This window comes from Aeromonas sp. CD, from assembly GCF_033349375.1.
In the GTDB taxonomy this organism is placed as follows: Bacteria; Pseudomonadota; Gammaproteobacteria; order Enterobacterales; family Aeromonadaceae; genus Aeromonas; species Aeromonas hydrophila.
In genome coordinates this window covers 1,195,571-1,210,114 of record NZ_CP137631.1, presented here as the reverse complement: position 1 = coordinate 1,210,114, position 14,544 = coordinate 1,195,571, and the positions used below count along the sequence as shown (strand labels likewise).

Sequence of the window (14,544 nt, the reverse complement as noted above, 5' to 3'; positions counted from 1 at the left end):
CGCTGTTGACAAAAACAGATAGAATGTAAAGAAACATGGAGGGTTAGGTGTAGAAATGGTATAAAACCGCCGAATCCTCCCCCTCTGTTCCCTAGAAGTGGATACGTCTCATGTCAAAAAGAAAAATTACCGTCATCCCGGGCGACGGCATCGGCCCCAGCATCATCGAATCCGCCATCCAGATCCTGACCCACGCCGGTTGTGACTTCGAATACGAATACGCGGACGCCGGCCTGGTGGCACTGGAGAAGCACGGCGAGCTGCTGCCCCAGGCGACGCTGGATCTCATCGAGAAGAACAAGGTCAGCCTGAAGGGCCCGCTCACCACCCCGGTCGGCGGTGGCTTCACCTCCATCAACGTCTCCCTGCGCAAGAAATTCAACCTCTACGCCAACGTCCGCCCGGTGCTCTCCTTCAAGGGGACCCGCAGCCGTTACGACAACATCGACATCATCACGGTGCGCGAGAACACCGAAGGCATGTATTCGGGCGCCGGTCAGAAGCGCAGCGATGACAACAAGAGCGCCGAGGCGATGAGCATCATCACCCGCGAAGGGGCGGAACGCATCGTCAAGTTCGCCTTCGAGCTGGCTCGCCAGGAAGGACGCAAGAAAGTCACCATCATCCACAAGGCCAACATCCTCAAGTCCACCTCCGGCCTGTTCCTGGAAGTGGCCCGTGAAGTGGCCAGCCGCTACCCGGACATCCAGAGCGAAGAGATGATCGTCGATGCCGCCTGCATGAACCTGGTGATGTACCCGGAGCGTTTCGACGTCATGGTCACCACCAACCTGTTCGGCGACATCCTGTCGGATCTGTGCGCCGGTCTGGTGGGGGGCTTAGGGATGGCGCCTGGCGCCAACATCGGCGATGGCGCCGCCATCTTCGAAGCGGTGCACGGCTCGGCGCCGGATATCGCCGGCAAGAACATCGCCAACCCGACCTCGGTGATCCTCGCCTCCATCCAGATGCTGGAGTATCTGGGCATGCAGGACAAGGCCGAACGGATCCGCGAAGCGGTACGCGCCACCATCGAATCCGGCGACCGGGTGACCCGGGATCTGGGGGGCACCGCCTCCACCAGCGAGTTCACCCAATCCATCATCGACCGTTTGTAATCAGTCACAAGATATTGATTTAAAAAGGGAGCTTAGGCTCCCTTCGTTTTATCTCGCGGCGTGCTCCCCCCCCCCTCATCGATTGGCTACTATGTTCAATAGATAAGGGATATGGAGATCCATTATGCGCGCTATCGTTACCCTGCTGCTCATCAGCAGCAACGCCATGGCAGTAGACAGACCGGTCGAGAATGCCTGGCCGCAATTGCCCCCCTCTTCCCAGCAGGCCAGCCAGGTCTGGCGCTCCAACGTGGATACCAACGACCTGCTCAAGGCACCCAAACCGCTCTCCTTCGGGATGGATGTCGTGACCGACAGCGATGGCAACAGTCAGGTCACTCCCTATCAGAAACTGAACCTGACCGCCGAGAAGAGCGTGAGTCTCTCCTTCGAGCAGCACAAACCCAGGATCAAGTTCAAGACCGCCGGCATGAACACCTCCATCAAGCTGCGCGGCAACGGGGTAAAGCTGGAGTTCAGTCCGACCGATCGCACCATCCCGCTCGATATCGAGCTCAAGCTCACCGACGGCGAATCCTCGCTGCGCTTCGATTACCGTTTCTGAGGACGCAGAAATGACAAGGCCGACAACCCGTGGGTTGTCGGCCTTGTGGTCAGTGGCTTGCCGCCAGCAATTACTCCTTGGCGGAGAGCTTGGAAACCCAGTACTTGTTGTAGACGTGCACCGTGATCTCTTCGCGATCGTGATAGAGCTGCTTGGCCTGGATCACGAAGGCGTTGTCTATCTCCTTGAGCAGCTCGCGCAGCACCTCGATGTTGTGCACTGCCTCGGCGTAGCGCTTCTTCATCGGCAGCTTGAGGTTGAACATCGCCTCCTGGCAATCGCTCTCCCGGAACCAGTCGGCGATCATGTGGGTGACCCGCGCCGGCTTGTCCACCATGTCGCATACCAGCCAATAGGTGTTCTTCTTGCTCGGACGCCACACGAAGCCATCGTCACGGATGTGCTTGACCTGGCCGGTATCCATCAGGGACTGGGCCATCATGCCGTTGTCCACCGCCGTCACCATCATGCCGCGGCGTACCAGCTGATAGGTCCAGCCACCCGGGCAGGCGCCCAGATCGACGGCCTTCATGCCAGAGGTGAGGCGCAGATCCCACTCTTCCCGCGGCACGAACACGTAGAAGGCCTCTTCCAGCTTGAGGCTGGAGCGGCTCGGGGCATCGGCCGGGCAGCGCAGACGCGGGATGCCCATGTGGAATTCGGAGTTGTTGAAGGAGTAGGAGTAGCCCAGCAACACGTGATCATTGGCCAGGAAGAAGGCGTGGAACACCGGCCGGTGCGGGGTCTCCTTCTTGGTCAGCAACTCGTTGCCGCGCAGCGCCTGGCGCAGCGGCACGGTGAACTTGCGGCAGAAGGCCGACAGCTCTTTTGCCTCGTTGGTATCGGCGGTTTCCACCCGCAGATCGCCACAGATGGCGTAACCCTGGGTCGCCTCCAGGATGGGGGTGATGCGATCCGACAGATCCAGATCCTTCAGCTCATGGGTCACCACCAGCATCTGGCGAATGAAGATGAGCTCGCGGAACGGCAGCTTGCGCGCCAGCAGATCGGCCTGCTCCTCGTCATACAGCTCGAATATCACGTAACCGCTGTCGTCCTTGACCCGGGCGAAACCGTAGCACTGCATGTTACTGGCACGCTCGGTGATCTCTGCCGCCGCCTCTTTCTCAAAACCGGGGCGGCAATAAAGCAGCAGATTATTCATTTTTTCCTCCAAGACGACAGCCAGCCCATATCAGAGCCGCCCATCCCAACATAAAACAGAGGCCACCGGCCGGGGTAATGAGGCCCAGCCCCTTGCTGCCGAGCAGCACCATGGCATAAATACTGCCGGAGAATCCCAGGATCCCCAGCACGAAGGCGGTGCCGGCAAAGGTGATGACCTTGCTGCGCACACCGCACCACCCCAGCACCAGCAGGGCCAGGGCGTGGAAAAACTGATACTGCACGGCGGTATTGAACGCCGCCAGTCGCGAAGGCTCAATTCCGGTAGCCGCCAGACCATGGGCACCGTAGGCCCCCAGCAGGGTTGCCGTCAGGCCGAAAAAACCCGCCAGCACCAGCCAATGTCGATGGAATTGCATCCCTTGCCTCCTCGTCGTTTCGCTTTCCATCCTCACGCTCGCGTCGGGATGGTCGCGATGAAGTTCTTGATCTGCCCGGCCGCCTGCCGCAGGTTCTCCTGCTCGCTCACCCCGCTGCTCTTACGCGGTTTGAAGCCATGATCACCATCGGTCAGCCAATGGACCGATACGGCGGGTGAGAAGGGGAAATCAGCCAGTTCGGCACGGGTGCCGAAAGTATCGCGCTCCCCCTGCAACAGCAGGGTCGGCGTCTTGATCTGCTTGAGCACGTCACCCCTCCAGCGGTCGGGGTTGGCCGGGGGGTGGAAAGGATACCCGAGAATGAGCAATCCTGCAGCATTCATCTCGTCCTCGCCATCCTGGTAGAGTTCGGCCGCCATCCGCCCGCCCATCGACTTGCCGGCCAGAAACAGCCGGGGATGAGCAAACTCCTTCGCCATCTGGCGCCAGTGCGCCAGCAGCACGGGTTGCCGGTCCGGTGGTCTGCGTTTGCCATCCAGCGCGCGCTTGCTCATGTAGGGGAAGTTGAAGCGCACCACCTCGATGTCCGGCCCGGCCAGCAGGCGTGACAGCTCGGCCAGAAAGGCGTGCTCCATGCCCGCGCCGGCGCCGTGGGCCAGCAAAATGCGGACGGGGGCATCGACAGCCCCCTCCCGGATCACCTCAGGCATCGGCCAACCGTGCCCGGCGACGGGCCTCCTCCTGCTCCACCAGCTCCAGCATCCAGTCGCGGAAAGCGACTATCTTGCCCTGATCGGACTGCTGCTCCTGGCACACCAGATAGAAGGCGTTCTTGCTCACCAGCACCTGCTCGAACGGGCAGATGAGGCGGCCGGCCTCTATTTCGGGCTGGGCCAGCACGCTGTGACCAAGGGCCACCCCCTGGCCGTGAATGGCCGCCTGGATCACCATGGTGGAGTGGCTGAAGATGGGCCCCTGATTGACGTTGGGCGCATCGATGTCGAGCTGGCGAAACCAGGCCTTCCAGTCGCGGCGCGAGGTGTCGTGCAGCAGGGTGTGGCGGGTCAGATCGTCCGGGGTACGCAGCGGCTTGGGGCCGGTCAGCAGCAGCGGTGAACAGACCGGGATCAGATACTCGGTGTGCAGCTTGTCGGCGCGCAGCCCAGGCCAGTTGCCACGGCCGTAATAGATGGCCACGTCCACATCGTCGGTGAGCGAACCCTCGTCCATGTCCACCGCCTTGATCCGCACATCGATGTCGGGGTGGCGCTCGCTGAACTTGACCAGCCGCGGCACCAGCCACTGGATGGCGAAACTCGGCTGCAAAGAGACGGTGAGCGCCCCCTTGGCGCTGCGCGCCAGCAGCTTGTCGGTCGCCTCCGAGATGGAGGTGAAGATGTCCTTGATGTCGAGGAAGTAGCCCTGCCCCTCCTCGGTCAACAGCAGGGAGCGGTTCTTGCGGCGAAACAGCTTGATGCCGAGGTACTCTTCCAGTGCCTTGATCTGGTGACTGATGGCAGCCTGGGTCACGAAAAGCTCTTCCGCAGCCCGGGTGAAGCTTAAATGACGAGCCGCGGCTTCGAATGCTTTCAGTGCATTGAGCGGGGGTAAACGACGAGACATGAGACCAGCCGACGATGAGTTTTTCTAATGGGCCGCATTATAATTTGTCGGTTGCGGGTCGACCAGTGAATAAACATAATTCGCTTCGCAATCCGTTGTCATATGGCTCACTTTTTCTCTTCCATGTTGGTTTACATGTGATTTTTGTGAGTCACTGGACTGCGATTGTGGTGTTGTGTTTCTTCCTCTGCGGGAAGAGGGGTTTAAATCGGACCGATTTAACCCAGTCTGTCATCTGAATGTGTTTGGCGCCTCCGGTTGGATGGCGCCTTTTTTCTTATCCCTATACCTTGAACTGCCCCACCAGTTGCTGCTGCTTGTCGGCCAGTGCCGACAACTCGCGCCCGTTTTCGGCGGAGCTGGCCGCCTCGGCGCGGATGGTGTGGCTCACATCGCGAATGTTGCTGACGTTGCGATTGATCTCGTCCGCCACCCCGCTCTGCTCCTGCGCCGCCCTGGCAATCTGCTCGTTCATCTGATGGATGGTCGCCACCGCGTGGATGATCTGCTCCAGCACGCTGACCGACAAATCCACCTTGGTGAGCGTCAGATCCGCCTGGCTGTGGCCAGTCATGATCGCCTTCACCACGGCCTCGGTACCGGACTGCAGCTGGCCAATGAGGGTCTGGATCTCGACGATGGCGTTCTGGGTGCGACCCGCCAGATTGCGCACCTCGTCCGCTACCACCGCAAAGCCACGGCCCTGCTCACCGGCCCGCGCCGCCTCGATGGCAGCGTTGAGCGCCAGCAGGTTGGTCTGCTCGGCGATCCCCTGGATCACCACCAGAATGTCATTGATGTTCTCGCTGTTGGCTGACAGGTGCTCCACCACCGGCTTGGCGTCGCTGATCACCGCCATCAGCTTGCGCATCGCCTCCTGGGTATCGGCCACCACGTACTTGCCCTCCTGCGCCGCCGTATCTGCCTGATTGGCCGCGGCCACCGCCGAGTTGGCATTGCCCGCTACCTGCAAGGCGGTAGCGCTCAGCTCCTCGAACGCGGTCGCCACCAGGTCCACCTCCTGGTACTGGGCCTGCATGCCGGCACTGGTACGTTCAGCAACACTGGCGGCCTGTTCAGCGCTGGCCCGGGTGCCAGCGACAGTATCGATGACCTGGCTGATGGTACTCTGCAACTTGTTCAAGAAGCTGTTGAACCACTTGGCCAGCTCGCCAATCTCATCGTCACGACGCAGCTCGATGCGCTGGGTGAGGTCCCCCTCGCCGCTGGCAATGTCCTTGAGGCGGGCCACCACGGCGCGGATGGGGGCCACTATCTGGTGGGCCATCAACCAGATGCAGATCAGTGCGACCGCCGAGATCAGGCCGCCGATGAGCAGCTGGGTCATCACGCTGCGGCTGGCCTGACCGGAGAGGTCATCCTGCAGCTGAAGGGCCGACGCCAGCACCACGCTGCGCGGCAGTTCGATGTAGATGCCCCATTTCTGCTCAGTGCCCCGCATCTTGACCGGCACGAAGGTCTGCAGCAGGGTGCCGTCGGGACTCCAGTGGCTGCTGATCTGCCCCTGACCCAGCCAGCTCTTCAGCTCGCCGGCCAGGGTCTGATACTGCTGACCGAGCGGGCTGCCCAGGGTGACATCGAAGCCGTCCACACCGGCGACACGGCCCTGGCTGCTGACCAGCAGCACCTTGCCCTGCCCCTCATAGAGCTCCTGATCCATCTCCTTGACCAGGCTTTGCAGGGCGGTCAGCGAGATATCGACGCCGACCATGCCGAGCAGCTTCTCTTGCTCCAGCAGGGGCACGCTCACCGAGGTCATCAACACCTTCTGCGAGCCCACATCATCGAGGTAGGGTTCCAGCAGACAGAGCGCCTTGCTGCGGATGCTGCAGCGATACCACTCGTTCTCCACCCCGCCGGCCGCCGTCGGGCTCTCGTCCGCCAGCACGGATTCGTTTTGCACCTCGGGTTCTATCTTGCCGTCGACCCGCGCCCAGTAGGTGGAGAAGCGGCCCTGATCGTTGGAGCCCAGCGCGCTGGAGCCATGATAATTGCTGTCTTCACCGTCGAGCTGATCCGGCTCGAACACCGCATAGACGCCGAGCAGGTTGTCAGAGGAGGCGGCCGCGTCGTGCAGTTGCTGATTGACGGCGGTACGCAGCGTTTCGGAGGAGCCGAAGTTGTCGGCCGCATTCTTGCGCTGGAACAGGATCCCCTGCCCCAGCAGGGTGGCCCGGAAGTAGGCCTCATCCAGATAGCTGGTCACCTTGGCTGCCTGCTCGGAGCCCATCGCCTTCATCCAGTTTTCGGCCGCACTCTGGGCTTCCGCCGTGGTGGAGGTCAGCACCTGATCCTGCATGTTGGCAGCACTGAAGAGGGAAGAGGCCACCAAGGCTCCGGCACTGGCCAACAAACAACAACCGGCGATCAGGGTGATCCGCCCCTGAACAGAAAGAGAACTCATGCCACCATTTCCTAGCTTTTTACAGATGTGATCAGTGTATCGGTTTTAGAAACAAAAACTTAACCTTATCACGCTAAATCCAGGGCAAGTTGGTTCACTTCTCCGGCCGCGGGCAGGCCGACCACCAATCCCAGTAGCCGAATGGGTTTGCCCTGCGCCCGCAGCAAGCCTTCGTGCAGCAGATCGTGAAACCGCTCCGGCTGATAACCGCCGCGCCGGTAGACGGTGGTCTGCTGAAAATCGGCGAACTTGAGCTTGATCCCCTGCCCCATCAGCTGCTCCTTGCCATGGCTGACCGAGAACCGCTGCTCCAGCTCGGGGATAAGCTGGCGGAGCACCTGCCAGCAGGCAGCCTCATCCAGCACGTCGCTGGCGAGCGTCGTCTCCACCCCTATGGTCTTGCGCACCCGCTGGGCCTGCACCGGATGCTCGTCGTGGCCCCAGATCCGCCCGGCCAGCATCTCCCCGAGCTTGCCGAAACGGGCGATCAGCTCCTCGTTGCCGAGCTGGCGGGCATCTTCGCAGGAGTAAAGGCCGAGCGACTCCAGCCGATCCGCGGTCTTGCGGCCGATGCCAGGCAACTTGCCAAGCGGCAGCTGGCGCACGAACTCATCCACCTCCTGCGGGCGGATCACGAACAGGCCGTCCGGCTTGCGCTGCTCGGAGGCGAGCTTGGCCAGAAACTTGTTCGGCGCCACCCCGGCCGAGGCGGTTAGCCCCAGCTCGGTGTTGATCGCGGCGCGGATCTCGCGGGCCATCAGAGTGGCACTGCCGCCACAACAGGGACTCATCGTCACGTCGAGATAGGCCTCATCGAGGGAGAGCGGCTCCACCTGCTCGGTGTAGCGCAGGAAGATGGCCCGCAGCTGGCGGGAGACCTCCTTGTAGACCGCCATCCGGCCGGGGATGAGCACCAGTGGCGGGCAGAGCTTGCGAGCCAGAGCGCTCGGCATGGCGGAGCGTACCCCGAAGCGGCGCGCCACATAGTTGCAGGTCGAGATGACGCCGCGCCTGTCCGCCGAGCCGCCGATGGCCAGCGGCACCTCGCGCAGGGCCGGGTTGTCCCGCATCTCTACCGCGGCATAGAAGCAGTCCATGTCGATGTGAATGATCTTGCGCATACTACTGTACGAATAAACAGGTAACCCGCCTATGCTAACCCAGTGCTGCCATTTCTGCCATCGGCATGAAATGAGGGTCAGCTATAGACTCTTAAGGCACCATTGATAACCACATCACGCAAGGAGGGTGAGATGAAGATAGCTTGGCTGGGATTGGGGCTCTGCCTGCTGGCACAGCCGGGCAGCAGCAAGGACAACCCGACCGCCGAGTGCAGTTGGCTGTATGACCGCATCGCGGTGCTGGAACAGGCCATCAAACAGGGCGACGAGCTGGGCACCCGGGAGGAGCTGGCACGCTGGCGGGCCGAGTTCAAGAAGAAAGCCTGCCAGCAATACGACTACTGAGTCTTTTGCAAAAAAAAACGGGCTGACCATCAGGTCAGCCCGTCGGTTATGGCACGGGAGCGAGTGCGACTCGGCGCCCTGTCCGCTCAGATGATCCGGTTCTCCGCCAGCATCTTGCGACGGGCCTCTTCCTTGGCCATCTTCTTCTTGCGGTTGTCACAGGGTTCCGGGCAATCACACTCTTTTTCGATACCTATGCTGCCGAGTCCGCCGCAGGAGCCGGAGATGGTCTTCTTCTGGAAGATGTAACCGATGGCCATGGCCACCACTACCGCCAGAAATACCCCGAAGGTGATCAAAAAAATCTGCATGTTACCGCCCCTTATTTTCTAACCAGATACTGTTTGAAGGCATCGGAGTAGGACTCCTCGAAGCCATCATCCGTCTTGGTGATCACGAAGATAGCCAAACCCCGCTCCTTGGCATAGGCCAGGCTCTTCTCGGGCCCGAGCACCATGAACACGGTCGCCAGCCCGTCTGCGGTCATGCAGGAGGGGTGAATGACGGTCACCGACACCATCCGATGCTGGATCGGCTTGCCGGTCATGGGATCAATGGTGTGGGAGAAGCGCTTGCCATCCAGCTCGTAATAGTTGCGGTACTCGCCCGAGGTAGCCACCCCGTTGTCACCGGCCACGATCACTTCCTGCACCGAACCGGCGTTGGCGGTCGGCTTCTCGATGGCGACGCGCCAGGGGTGCCCCTTGCCGTTGACGCCGTTGATCCGCAGCTCGCCGCCGATCTCCACCAGATAGTTGCGCGAGCCCATGGACTCCAGATACTCGGCCACCTTGTCGACCCCAAAACCCTTGGCGATGGCGGAGAGATCCACGTAGAGATCCGGGATGTCCTTTTGCAGGGTATCGGCATCGGCTGAGGTGATCACGTGCAGATTGCCGAGCCCGGTCTTCTGGCGGGTCTGGGTGATCAGCTCGTCGGAAGGCATCTTGGTCGGCCTGGCATCGGGCCCGAAGCCCCACAGATTGACCAAGGGGCCGACGGTGACGTCCAGCGCCCCACGGCTCTCACGGCCAATGTGAATGGCCTCGGTCACCACCCGCGCGGTATCGCGGGAGACCACCACCGGCGTCGAGCCGCGATGCTGGTTGAAGCGCGACAGCTCGGAATCCGGGCGGTAGGTCGACATCTGATCGTTGACCCGCTCCAGCAGCACATCGACTTCGGCCTGGAACTTGGCGGGATCCGTGATGACGCTGTCCGCCACCTTGATGGAGTAATAGGTACCCATGGTGCTGCCGGTGATATGGATCTCCGGCTTCGATTGGACCGTTTGTTCCTGACCGCACCCAGTCAAGAAAAAGGCTAGCCCGAAGGCTAGCCAGGTCTTTACAACACTGTGCATTGATTAACCACCAAAGTCATCCAGCAGTATGTTTTCGTCTTCAACACCGAGGTTTTTCAGCATGTTGATGACGGCAGCGTTCATCACGGGAGGCCCGCACATGTAGAACTCGCAATCTTCCGGCGCCTCGTGGTTCTTGAGATAGTTCTCGAACAGCACGTTGTGGATGAAGCCGGTGTAGCCGTCCCAGTTGTCTTCCGGTTGCGGATCAGACAGGGCGACGTGCCACTGGAAGTTGTCGTTCTCGGCCTGCAGCATGTCGAAGTCTTCGACATAGAACATCTCGCGCTTGGAACGGGCACCGTACCAGAAGCTCATCTTGCGCTTGGTCTTCAGACGGCGCAGCTGATCGAAGATGTGGGAACGCATCGGCGCCATACCGGCACCACCACCGATGAACACCATCTCGGCATCGGTGTCCTTGGCGAAGAACTCGCCGAACGGACCGGAGATGGTCACCTTGTCGCCAGCCTTCAGGCTGAAGATGTAGGAGGACATCTGGCCGGGAGGGGCAGTCCAGTTGCTCGGCGGCGGGGTCGCGATCCGCACGTTCAGCATGATGATGCCGAACTCTTCCGGATAGTTGGCCATGGAGTAGGCACGAATGATCGGCTCGTTGACCTTGGACTCCAGCTCGAAGATCTTGAAGCGATCCCAGTCACCGCGATACTCCTCGGGAATATCGAAGTTCTTGTACTGCACGTGGTGAGCCGGCGCTTCGATCTGGATATAACCACCGGCGCGGAACGGTACGCTCTCGCCATCCGGGATCTGCAGCTTGAGCTCCTTGATGAAGGTGGCCTTGTTGTCATTGGAGATGACGGTACAGTCCCACTTCTTCACCCCGAAGATCTCTTCCGGCAGTTCGATGTCCATGTCGGAACGAACGGTGACCTGACAGGCCAGACGCTCGCCGTGACGGGCTTCGCCCTTGCTGATGTGATCCAGCTCGGTCGGCAGGATATCGCCGCCGCCAGATTTCACCCGTACCTTGCACTGACCACAGGAGCCGCCGCCGCCGCAGGCGGAGGAGACGAAGATACCGCTGCCGGCCAGCACGCCGAGCAGCTTGCCACCCGCCGGGCTGGTCACAGCCTTGGCCGGGTCGCCGTTGATGCTGATTGTCACGTCACCGGCGGTCACCAGCTTGGACTTGGCGAACAGAATGACTGCCACCAAGGCCAGCAGGATCACGGTGAACATGACCACACCCAGAATAATTTCCATCTATATTTCCTTTCCGATTACAGGGAAATACCAGAGAAGGACATGAAGCCCAGCGCCATCAGACCCGCGGTGATGAAGGTGATGCCAAGGCCACGCAGGCCTTCCGGAACATCGGAATACTTCATCTTCTCGCGGATCCCCGCCATCGCGACGATGGCAAGCATCCAGCCGGCACCCGAACCCACGCCATAGACCACGGACTCAACGAAGTTGTAGTCACGCTGCACCATGAAGGAGACGCCACCGAAGATGGCGCAGTTCACTGTGATGAGCGGCAGGAAGATACCGAGCGCGTTGTAGAGAGCCGGGAAGTACTTGTCCAGCGCCATCTCCAGGATCTGCACCAGTGCCGCGATCACCCCGATGAAGGTGATGAAGCTCAGGAAGCTTAAGTCCAGGCCGGAAACCAGGGCACCGTCCTTGAGGACGTAGTTGTAGATCAGGTTGTTGGCCGGGACGGCCACGGTCTGAACCACGATAACGGCGATCCCCAGGCCCATGGCGGTCTTGACCTTCTTGGACACCGCCAGGAAGGTACACATCCCCAGGAAGAAGGAGAGCGCCAGGTTCTCGATGAAGATCGAGCGAATCAACAGACTGATATAGTGTTCCATACCTTAATCCTTCGCCTCCACCTGCTTGGGATCCTTGGTGCGCACGCCCCAGATGATCAGACCAATGATGAAGAACGCACTCGGCGGCAGCAGCAGCAGGCCGTTGGGCACATACCAGCCGCCATTGTTCACCAGCGGCAGCAGTTCGATGCCAAACCAGGTACCGGAGCCCAGGATCTCGCGCACGGTGGCCACGGTCAGCAGCACGGCGCCATAACCCAGGCCGTTGCCGATACCGTCCAGGAAGGAGGGCAGCGGGGCACTCTTCATGGCATAGGCTTCGGCGCGACCCATCACGATACAGTTGGTGATGATGAGGCCGACGAACACCGACAGCTGCTTGGAGATGTCGTAGGCATACGCCTTGAGCACCTGGTCAACCACGATAACCAGCGAGGCAATCACCGCCATCTGGGCGATGATCCGCACGCTGTTCGGGATCTGGTTGCGGATCAGGGAGATGAACAGGTTGGAGAAGGCGGTGACCGCGGTAACGGCCAGCGTCATCACGAACGCCGTCTTCATCTGGCTGGTAACGGCCAGCGCGGAACAGACCCCCAGCACCTGCAGTGCAATGGGGTTGTTGCCGAGCACAGGCGTCAACAGCAACTTTTTCATTTCGCTCTTGTCAGCCATTGTTGATTTCTCCTGCACGAACCTTGGCCAGGAAAGGACCGAAGCCCTTGGGACCCATCCAGAAGTCGAAGGTATGCTGTACGCCGTTACCGGTCAGGGTCGCGCCGGACAGGCCGTCGATCTCATGCTCGGAACCAGCCGGAGCATGACCCTTGATCACCCGCAGTGCCGGCATGCCATCCTGATCGAACAGCTTCTTGCCGACGAACAGCTCGCGCCAGGCCGGATTTTCGATTTCGCCGCCCAGACCCGGGGTTTCACCGTGGTCATAGTAGGTGATGCCCTTGATGGTCTGGCCATCGGCCGCGACCGCCACGAAGGCGTACATGGTGGACCACAGACCCTGGCCGTAGATCGGCAGGATGATGTTGTCGACCTTGCCCTCGGCATCTTTCGCGAAGAACACCGGGATCAGTTTGGAGATTTGACGCAGGCCGGCCTTGTCGTCGGCCGGAGCCAGACGAATGCTCTTGGCCGGGTCTTTTGCCGCCAGCTTGGTATCGAAGTTGTCGGCATCGCCGTCAACGAACTCACCGGTAGTCAAATCGACCAGACGCGCTTCAATCTTGTCACCATACAGCTGGGCCAGATCGCGCTTGGCCACGCTGCTGATGTCGACACCGGCGACGGACAGAATGTTGCTTTGCTTGTCCAGCGCCCGGTTTTCCAGCTGGGCCGGACGCAGTCCCACGGCGGCCACGGAGACCACGATGGAGCAGACCAGGCACAGACCGGTCACTATGGTGAGGGTGCCGACAGTAGAGTCTTTATTAAACGCCACGAGCGATCCTCCGCTTGATGTTCGCCTGCGCCACGAAATGGTCAAACAAGGGGGCAAACAGGTTGGCAAACAGAATGGCCAGCATCATGCCTTCCGGGAAGGCGGGGTTCACCACCCGGATCAGCACCACCATCACCCCGATCAGGGCGCCATACCACCACTTGCCCTTGTTGGTGAAGGCAGCGGAGACCGGATCGGTCGCCATGAAGGCCATACCAAAGGCGAAGCCACCCAGCACCAGATGCCAGTGCCACGGCATGTTGAACATGGGGTTGGTATCGGAACCGATGACGTTGAACAGCAGGGAGGTCGCTACCATGCCGATCATCACGCCGGCGATGATGCGCCAGGAGGCGATCCGCATGTAGACGATCATGGCCGCACCGATGAGGATCATCAGGGTGGAAACTTCACCGATGGAACCGGGCAGGTTGCCAAGGAAGGCGTCCATCCAGCTGATGGTCTGGCCGGTAGCACCGTTGATCAGCGCCATCTGGCCGCCCTGGGCCCACTGGCTCAACGCGGTGGCACCCGAGTAGCCGTCGACGGCAACCCAGACTGCATCACCGGAGATCTGGCCCGGATAGGCGAAAAACAGGAAGGCACGACCCGCCAGCGCCGGGTTCAGGAAGTTCTTGCCGGTACCACCGAACACTTCCTTGGCCAGCACCACACCGAAGGTGATACCCAGAGCAGCTTGCCACAGGGGCAACTCGGGCGGCACGATCAGCGCGAACAGGATGGAGGTCACGAAGAAGCCTTCGTTGATCTCGTGCTTGCGCACCATGGCGAACAGCACTTCCCAGAAGCCACCGACCAGGAACACGGTCAGGTAGATGGGCAGGAAGTGGGCAGCACCGATCAGCATCTTGCTGCCGATGCCGGCGACGGCCGGATCCAGCGAAGCTCCCAGCAGGGTGGCGATGGTGTATTGCCAGGTGTCGGCACCGGCAGCCGTGCCCAGATGGGCGATGGCAGCGATGGATTGATTGCCGACGTTGTACATGCCCCAGAACATGGCCGGGAACACGGCCAGCCACACCATGATCATCATGCGCTTCAAATCGATCGCATCACGGACGTGAGCGGCATTGCGGGTCACGGAACCCGGGGTATAAAACAGGGTGTACGCCGCTTCGAACAGGGCATAGTACTTGGCGTACTTGCCACCCGGCTCGAAGTGATGTTCCATATTTTCAAGAAGTTGCTTGAAACTCATCG

The 14,544-nt window shown here is 60.7% G+C and carries 16 protein-coding genes; 3 read left to right on the top strand and 13 right to left on the bottom strand.

Annotated elements, in window-relative coordinates:
• Positions 1-110 precede the first annotated feature (110 nt).
• Both R2E40_RS05670 and R2E40_RS05665 read left to right on the top strand, forming a co-directional pair.
• Positions 111-1,118 carry an isocitrate dehydrogenase gene (locus R2E40_RS05670; protein WP_029303727.1) on the top strand — a complete coding sequence of 336 codons (1,008 nt, stop codon included), beginning with the start codon at positions 111-113 and terminating at the stop codon, positions 1,116-1,118.
• A 124-nt stretch (positions 1,119-1,242) separates the two neighbouring features.
• Complete coding sequence (locus R2E40_RS05665) at positions 1,243-1,683, top strand: hypothetical protein (RefSeq protein WP_011705073.1); 441 nt, start codon at positions 1,243-1,245, stop codon at positions 1,681-1,683.
• A gap of 70 nt (positions 1,684-1,753) precedes the next feature.
• Here R2E40_RS05665 and rlmM read toward each other — a convergent pair whose 3' ends face one another.
• The 6 genes from rlmM to dinB form a co-directional block, all read right to left on the bottom strand.
• A complete protein-coding gene (rlmM, locus tag R2E40_RS05660) occupies positions 1,754-2,848 on the bottom strand; it encodes a 23S rRNA (cytidine(2498)-2'-O)-methyltransferase RlmM (RefSeq protein ID WP_016349849.1) in 1,095 nt (364 codons plus the stop codon).
• Positions 2,841-3,227 (bottom strand): DUF423 domain-containing protein, encoded by a 387-nt coding sequence (locus R2E40_RS05655; RefSeq protein ID WP_113994939.1) that lies wholly within the window; start codon positions 3,225-3,227, stop codon positions 2,841-2,843. The genes rlmM and R2E40_RS05655 overlap by 8 nt, the downstream gene beginning before the upstream one ends.
• Positions 3,228-3,259: 32 nt before the next feature.
• The gene (locus R2E40_RS05650) at positions 3,260-3,898 is read right to left on the bottom strand and encodes an alpha/beta fold hydrolase (protein WP_139388991.1); all 639 of its coding nucleotides are present in this window, start codon (positions 3,896-3,898) and stop codon (positions 3,260-3,262) included.
• Positions 3,891-4,811, bottom strand: a complete 921-nt coding sequence (locus R2E40_RS05645) for a transcriptional regulator GcvA (protein ID WP_005303519.1) — start codon at positions 4,809-4,811, stop codon at positions 3,891-3,893. The genes R2E40_RS05650 and R2E40_RS05645 overlap by 8 nt, the downstream gene beginning before the upstream one ends.
• 283 nt (positions 4,812-5,094) lie before the next feature.
• Positions 5,095-7,236, bottom strand: coding sequence for a methyl-accepting chemotaxis protein (locus tag R2E40_RS05640; RefSeq protein WP_318164970.1), 2,142 nt, complete (start codon positions 7,234-7,236; stop codon positions 5,095-5,097).
• Between the two features lie 68 nt (positions 7,237-7,304).
• On the bottom strand, positions 7,305-8,357 hold the full coding sequence (gene dinB, locus R2E40_RS05635) for a DNA polymerase IV (RefSeq protein ID WP_318164969.1): 1,053 nt from the start codon (positions 8,355-8,357) through the stop codon (positions 7,305-7,307).
• Between the two features lie 132 nt (positions 8,358-8,489).
• Between dinB and R2E40_RS05630 the strand changes: the two genes are divergently transcribed.
• The gene (locus R2E40_RS05630; protein ID WP_269384003.1) at positions 8,490-8,702 is read left to right on the top strand and encodes a hypothetical protein; all 213 of its coding nucleotides are present in this window, start codon (positions 8,490-8,492) and stop codon (positions 8,700-8,702) included.
• Positions 8,703-8,788: 86 nt separating this feature from the next.
• Here the strand turns inward: R2E40_RS05630 and nqrM are convergent, their stop codons facing one another.
• The 7 genes from nqrM to R2E40_RS05595 are packed head-to-tail and all read right to left on the bottom strand — an operon-like array spanning position 8,789 to position 14,542.
• Positions 8,789-9,013, bottom strand: coding sequence for a (Na+)-NQR maturation NqrM (nqrM, locus tag R2E40_RS05625; protein ID WP_011705066.1), 225 nt, complete (start codon positions 9,011-9,013; stop codon positions 8,789-8,791).
• An 11-nt stretch (positions 9,014-9,024) separates the two neighbouring features.
• Positions 9,025-10,065: an FAD:protein FMN transferase ApbE gene (locus R2E40_RS05620; protein WP_011705065.1), complete on the bottom strand. Its 1,041-nt coding sequence runs from the start codon at positions 10,063-10,065 to the stop codon at positions 9,025-9,027.
• A 3-nt stretch (positions 10,066-10,068) separates the two neighbouring features.
• Positions 10,069-11,292: an NADH:ubiquinone reductase (Na(+)-transporting) subunit F gene (nqrF, locus tag R2E40_RS05615; RefSeq protein WP_011705064.1), complete on the bottom strand. Its 1,224-nt coding sequence runs from the start codon at positions 11,290-11,292 to the stop codon at positions 10,069-10,071.
• A gap of 17 nt (positions 11,293-11,309) precedes the next feature.
• Positions 11,310-11,906 (bottom strand): NADH:ubiquinone reductase (Na(+)-transporting) subunit E, encoded by a 597-nt coding sequence (gene nqrE / locus R2E40_RS05610; RefSeq protein ID WP_005303538.1) that lies wholly within the window; start codon positions 11,904-11,906, stop codon positions 11,310-11,312.
• Positions 11,907-11,909: 3 nt separating this feature from the next.
• Complete coding sequence (locus tag R2E40_RS05605) at positions 11,910-12,542, bottom strand: NADH:ubiquinone reductase (Na(+)-transporting) subunit D (RefSeq protein WP_005303545.1); 633 nt, start codon at positions 12,540-12,542, stop codon at positions 11,910-11,912.
• Complete coding sequence (locus R2E40_RS05600; RefSeq protein ID WP_011705063.1) at positions 12,535-13,323, bottom strand: Na(+)-translocating NADH-quinone reductase subunit C; 789 nt, start codon at positions 13,321-13,323, stop codon at positions 12,535-12,537. Before R2E40_RS05600 ends, R2E40_RS05605 begins: the two co-directional genes overlap by 8 nt.
• The gene (locus R2E40_RS05595) at positions 13,313-14,542 is read right to left on the bottom strand and encodes an NADH:ubiquinone reductase (Na(+)-transporting) subunit B (protein WP_011705062.1); all 1,230 of its coding nucleotides are present in this window, start codon (positions 14,540-14,542) and stop codon (positions 13,313-13,315) included. Before R2E40_RS05595 ends, R2E40_RS05600 begins: the two co-directional genes overlap by 11 nt.
• Between the last annotated feature and the right edge of the window lie 2 nt (positions 14,543-14,544).

Bases quoted from the DNA above. Each gene is read 5' to 3' on its own strand.
- R2E40_RS05670 (WP_029303727.1), top strand. From the start codon at position 111: ATGTCAAAAAGAAAAATTACCGTCATCCCGGGCGACGGCATCGGCCCC.
- R2E40_RS05665 (WP_011705073.1), top strand. From the start codon at position 1,243: ATGCGCGCTATCGTTACCCTGCTGCTCATCAGCAGCAACGCCATGGCA.
- rlmM (WP_016349849.1), bottom strand. From the start codon at position 2,848: ATGAATAATCTGCTGCTTTATTGCCGCCCCGGTTTTGAGAAAGAGGCG.
- R2E40_RS05655 (WP_113994939.1), bottom strand. From the start codon at position 3,227: ATGCAATTCCATCGACATTGGCTGGTGCTGGCGGGTTTTTTCGGCCTG.
- R2E40_RS05650 (WP_139388991.1), bottom strand. From the start codon at position 3,898: ATGCCTGAGGTGATCCGGGAGGGGGCTGTCGATGCCCCCGTCCGCATT.
- R2E40_RS05645 (WP_005303519.1), bottom strand. From the start codon at position 4,811: ATGTCTCGTCGTTTACCCCCGCTCAATGCACTGAAAGCATTCGAAGCC.
- R2E40_RS05640 (WP_318164970.1), bottom strand. From the start codon at position 7,236: ATGAGTTCTCTTTCTGTTCAGGGGCGGATCACCCTGATCGCCGGTTGT.
- dinB (WP_318164969.1), bottom strand. From the start codon at position 8,357: ATGCGCAAGATCATTCACATCGACATGGACTGCTTCTATGCCGCGGTA.
- R2E40_RS05630 (WP_269384003.1), top strand. From the start codon at position 8,490: ATGAAGATAGCTTGGCTGGGATTGGGGCTCTGCCTGCTGGCACAGCCG.
- nqrM (WP_011705066.1), bottom strand. From the start codon at position 9,013: ATGCAGATTTTTTTGATCACCTTCGGGGTATTTCTGGCGGTAGTGGTG.
- R2E40_RS05620 (WP_011705065.1), bottom strand. From the start codon at position 10,065: ATGCACAGTGTTGTAAAGACCTGGCTAGCCTTCGGGCTAGCCTTTTTC.
- nqrF (WP_011705064.1), bottom strand. From the start codon at position 11,292: ATGGAAATTATTCTGGGTGTGGTCATGTTCACCGTGATCCTGCTGGCC.
- nqrE (WP_005303538.1), bottom strand. From the start codon at position 11,906: ATGGAACACTATATCAGTCTGTTGATTCGCTCGATCTTCATCGAGAAC.
- R2E40_RS05605 (WP_005303545.1), bottom strand. From the start codon at position 12,542: ATGGCTGACAAGAGCGAAATGAAAAAGTTGCTGTTGACGCCTGTGCTC.
- R2E40_RS05595 (WP_011705062.1), bottom strand. From the start codon at position 14,542: ATGAGTTTCAAGCAACTTCTTGAAAATATGGAACATCACTTCGAGCCG.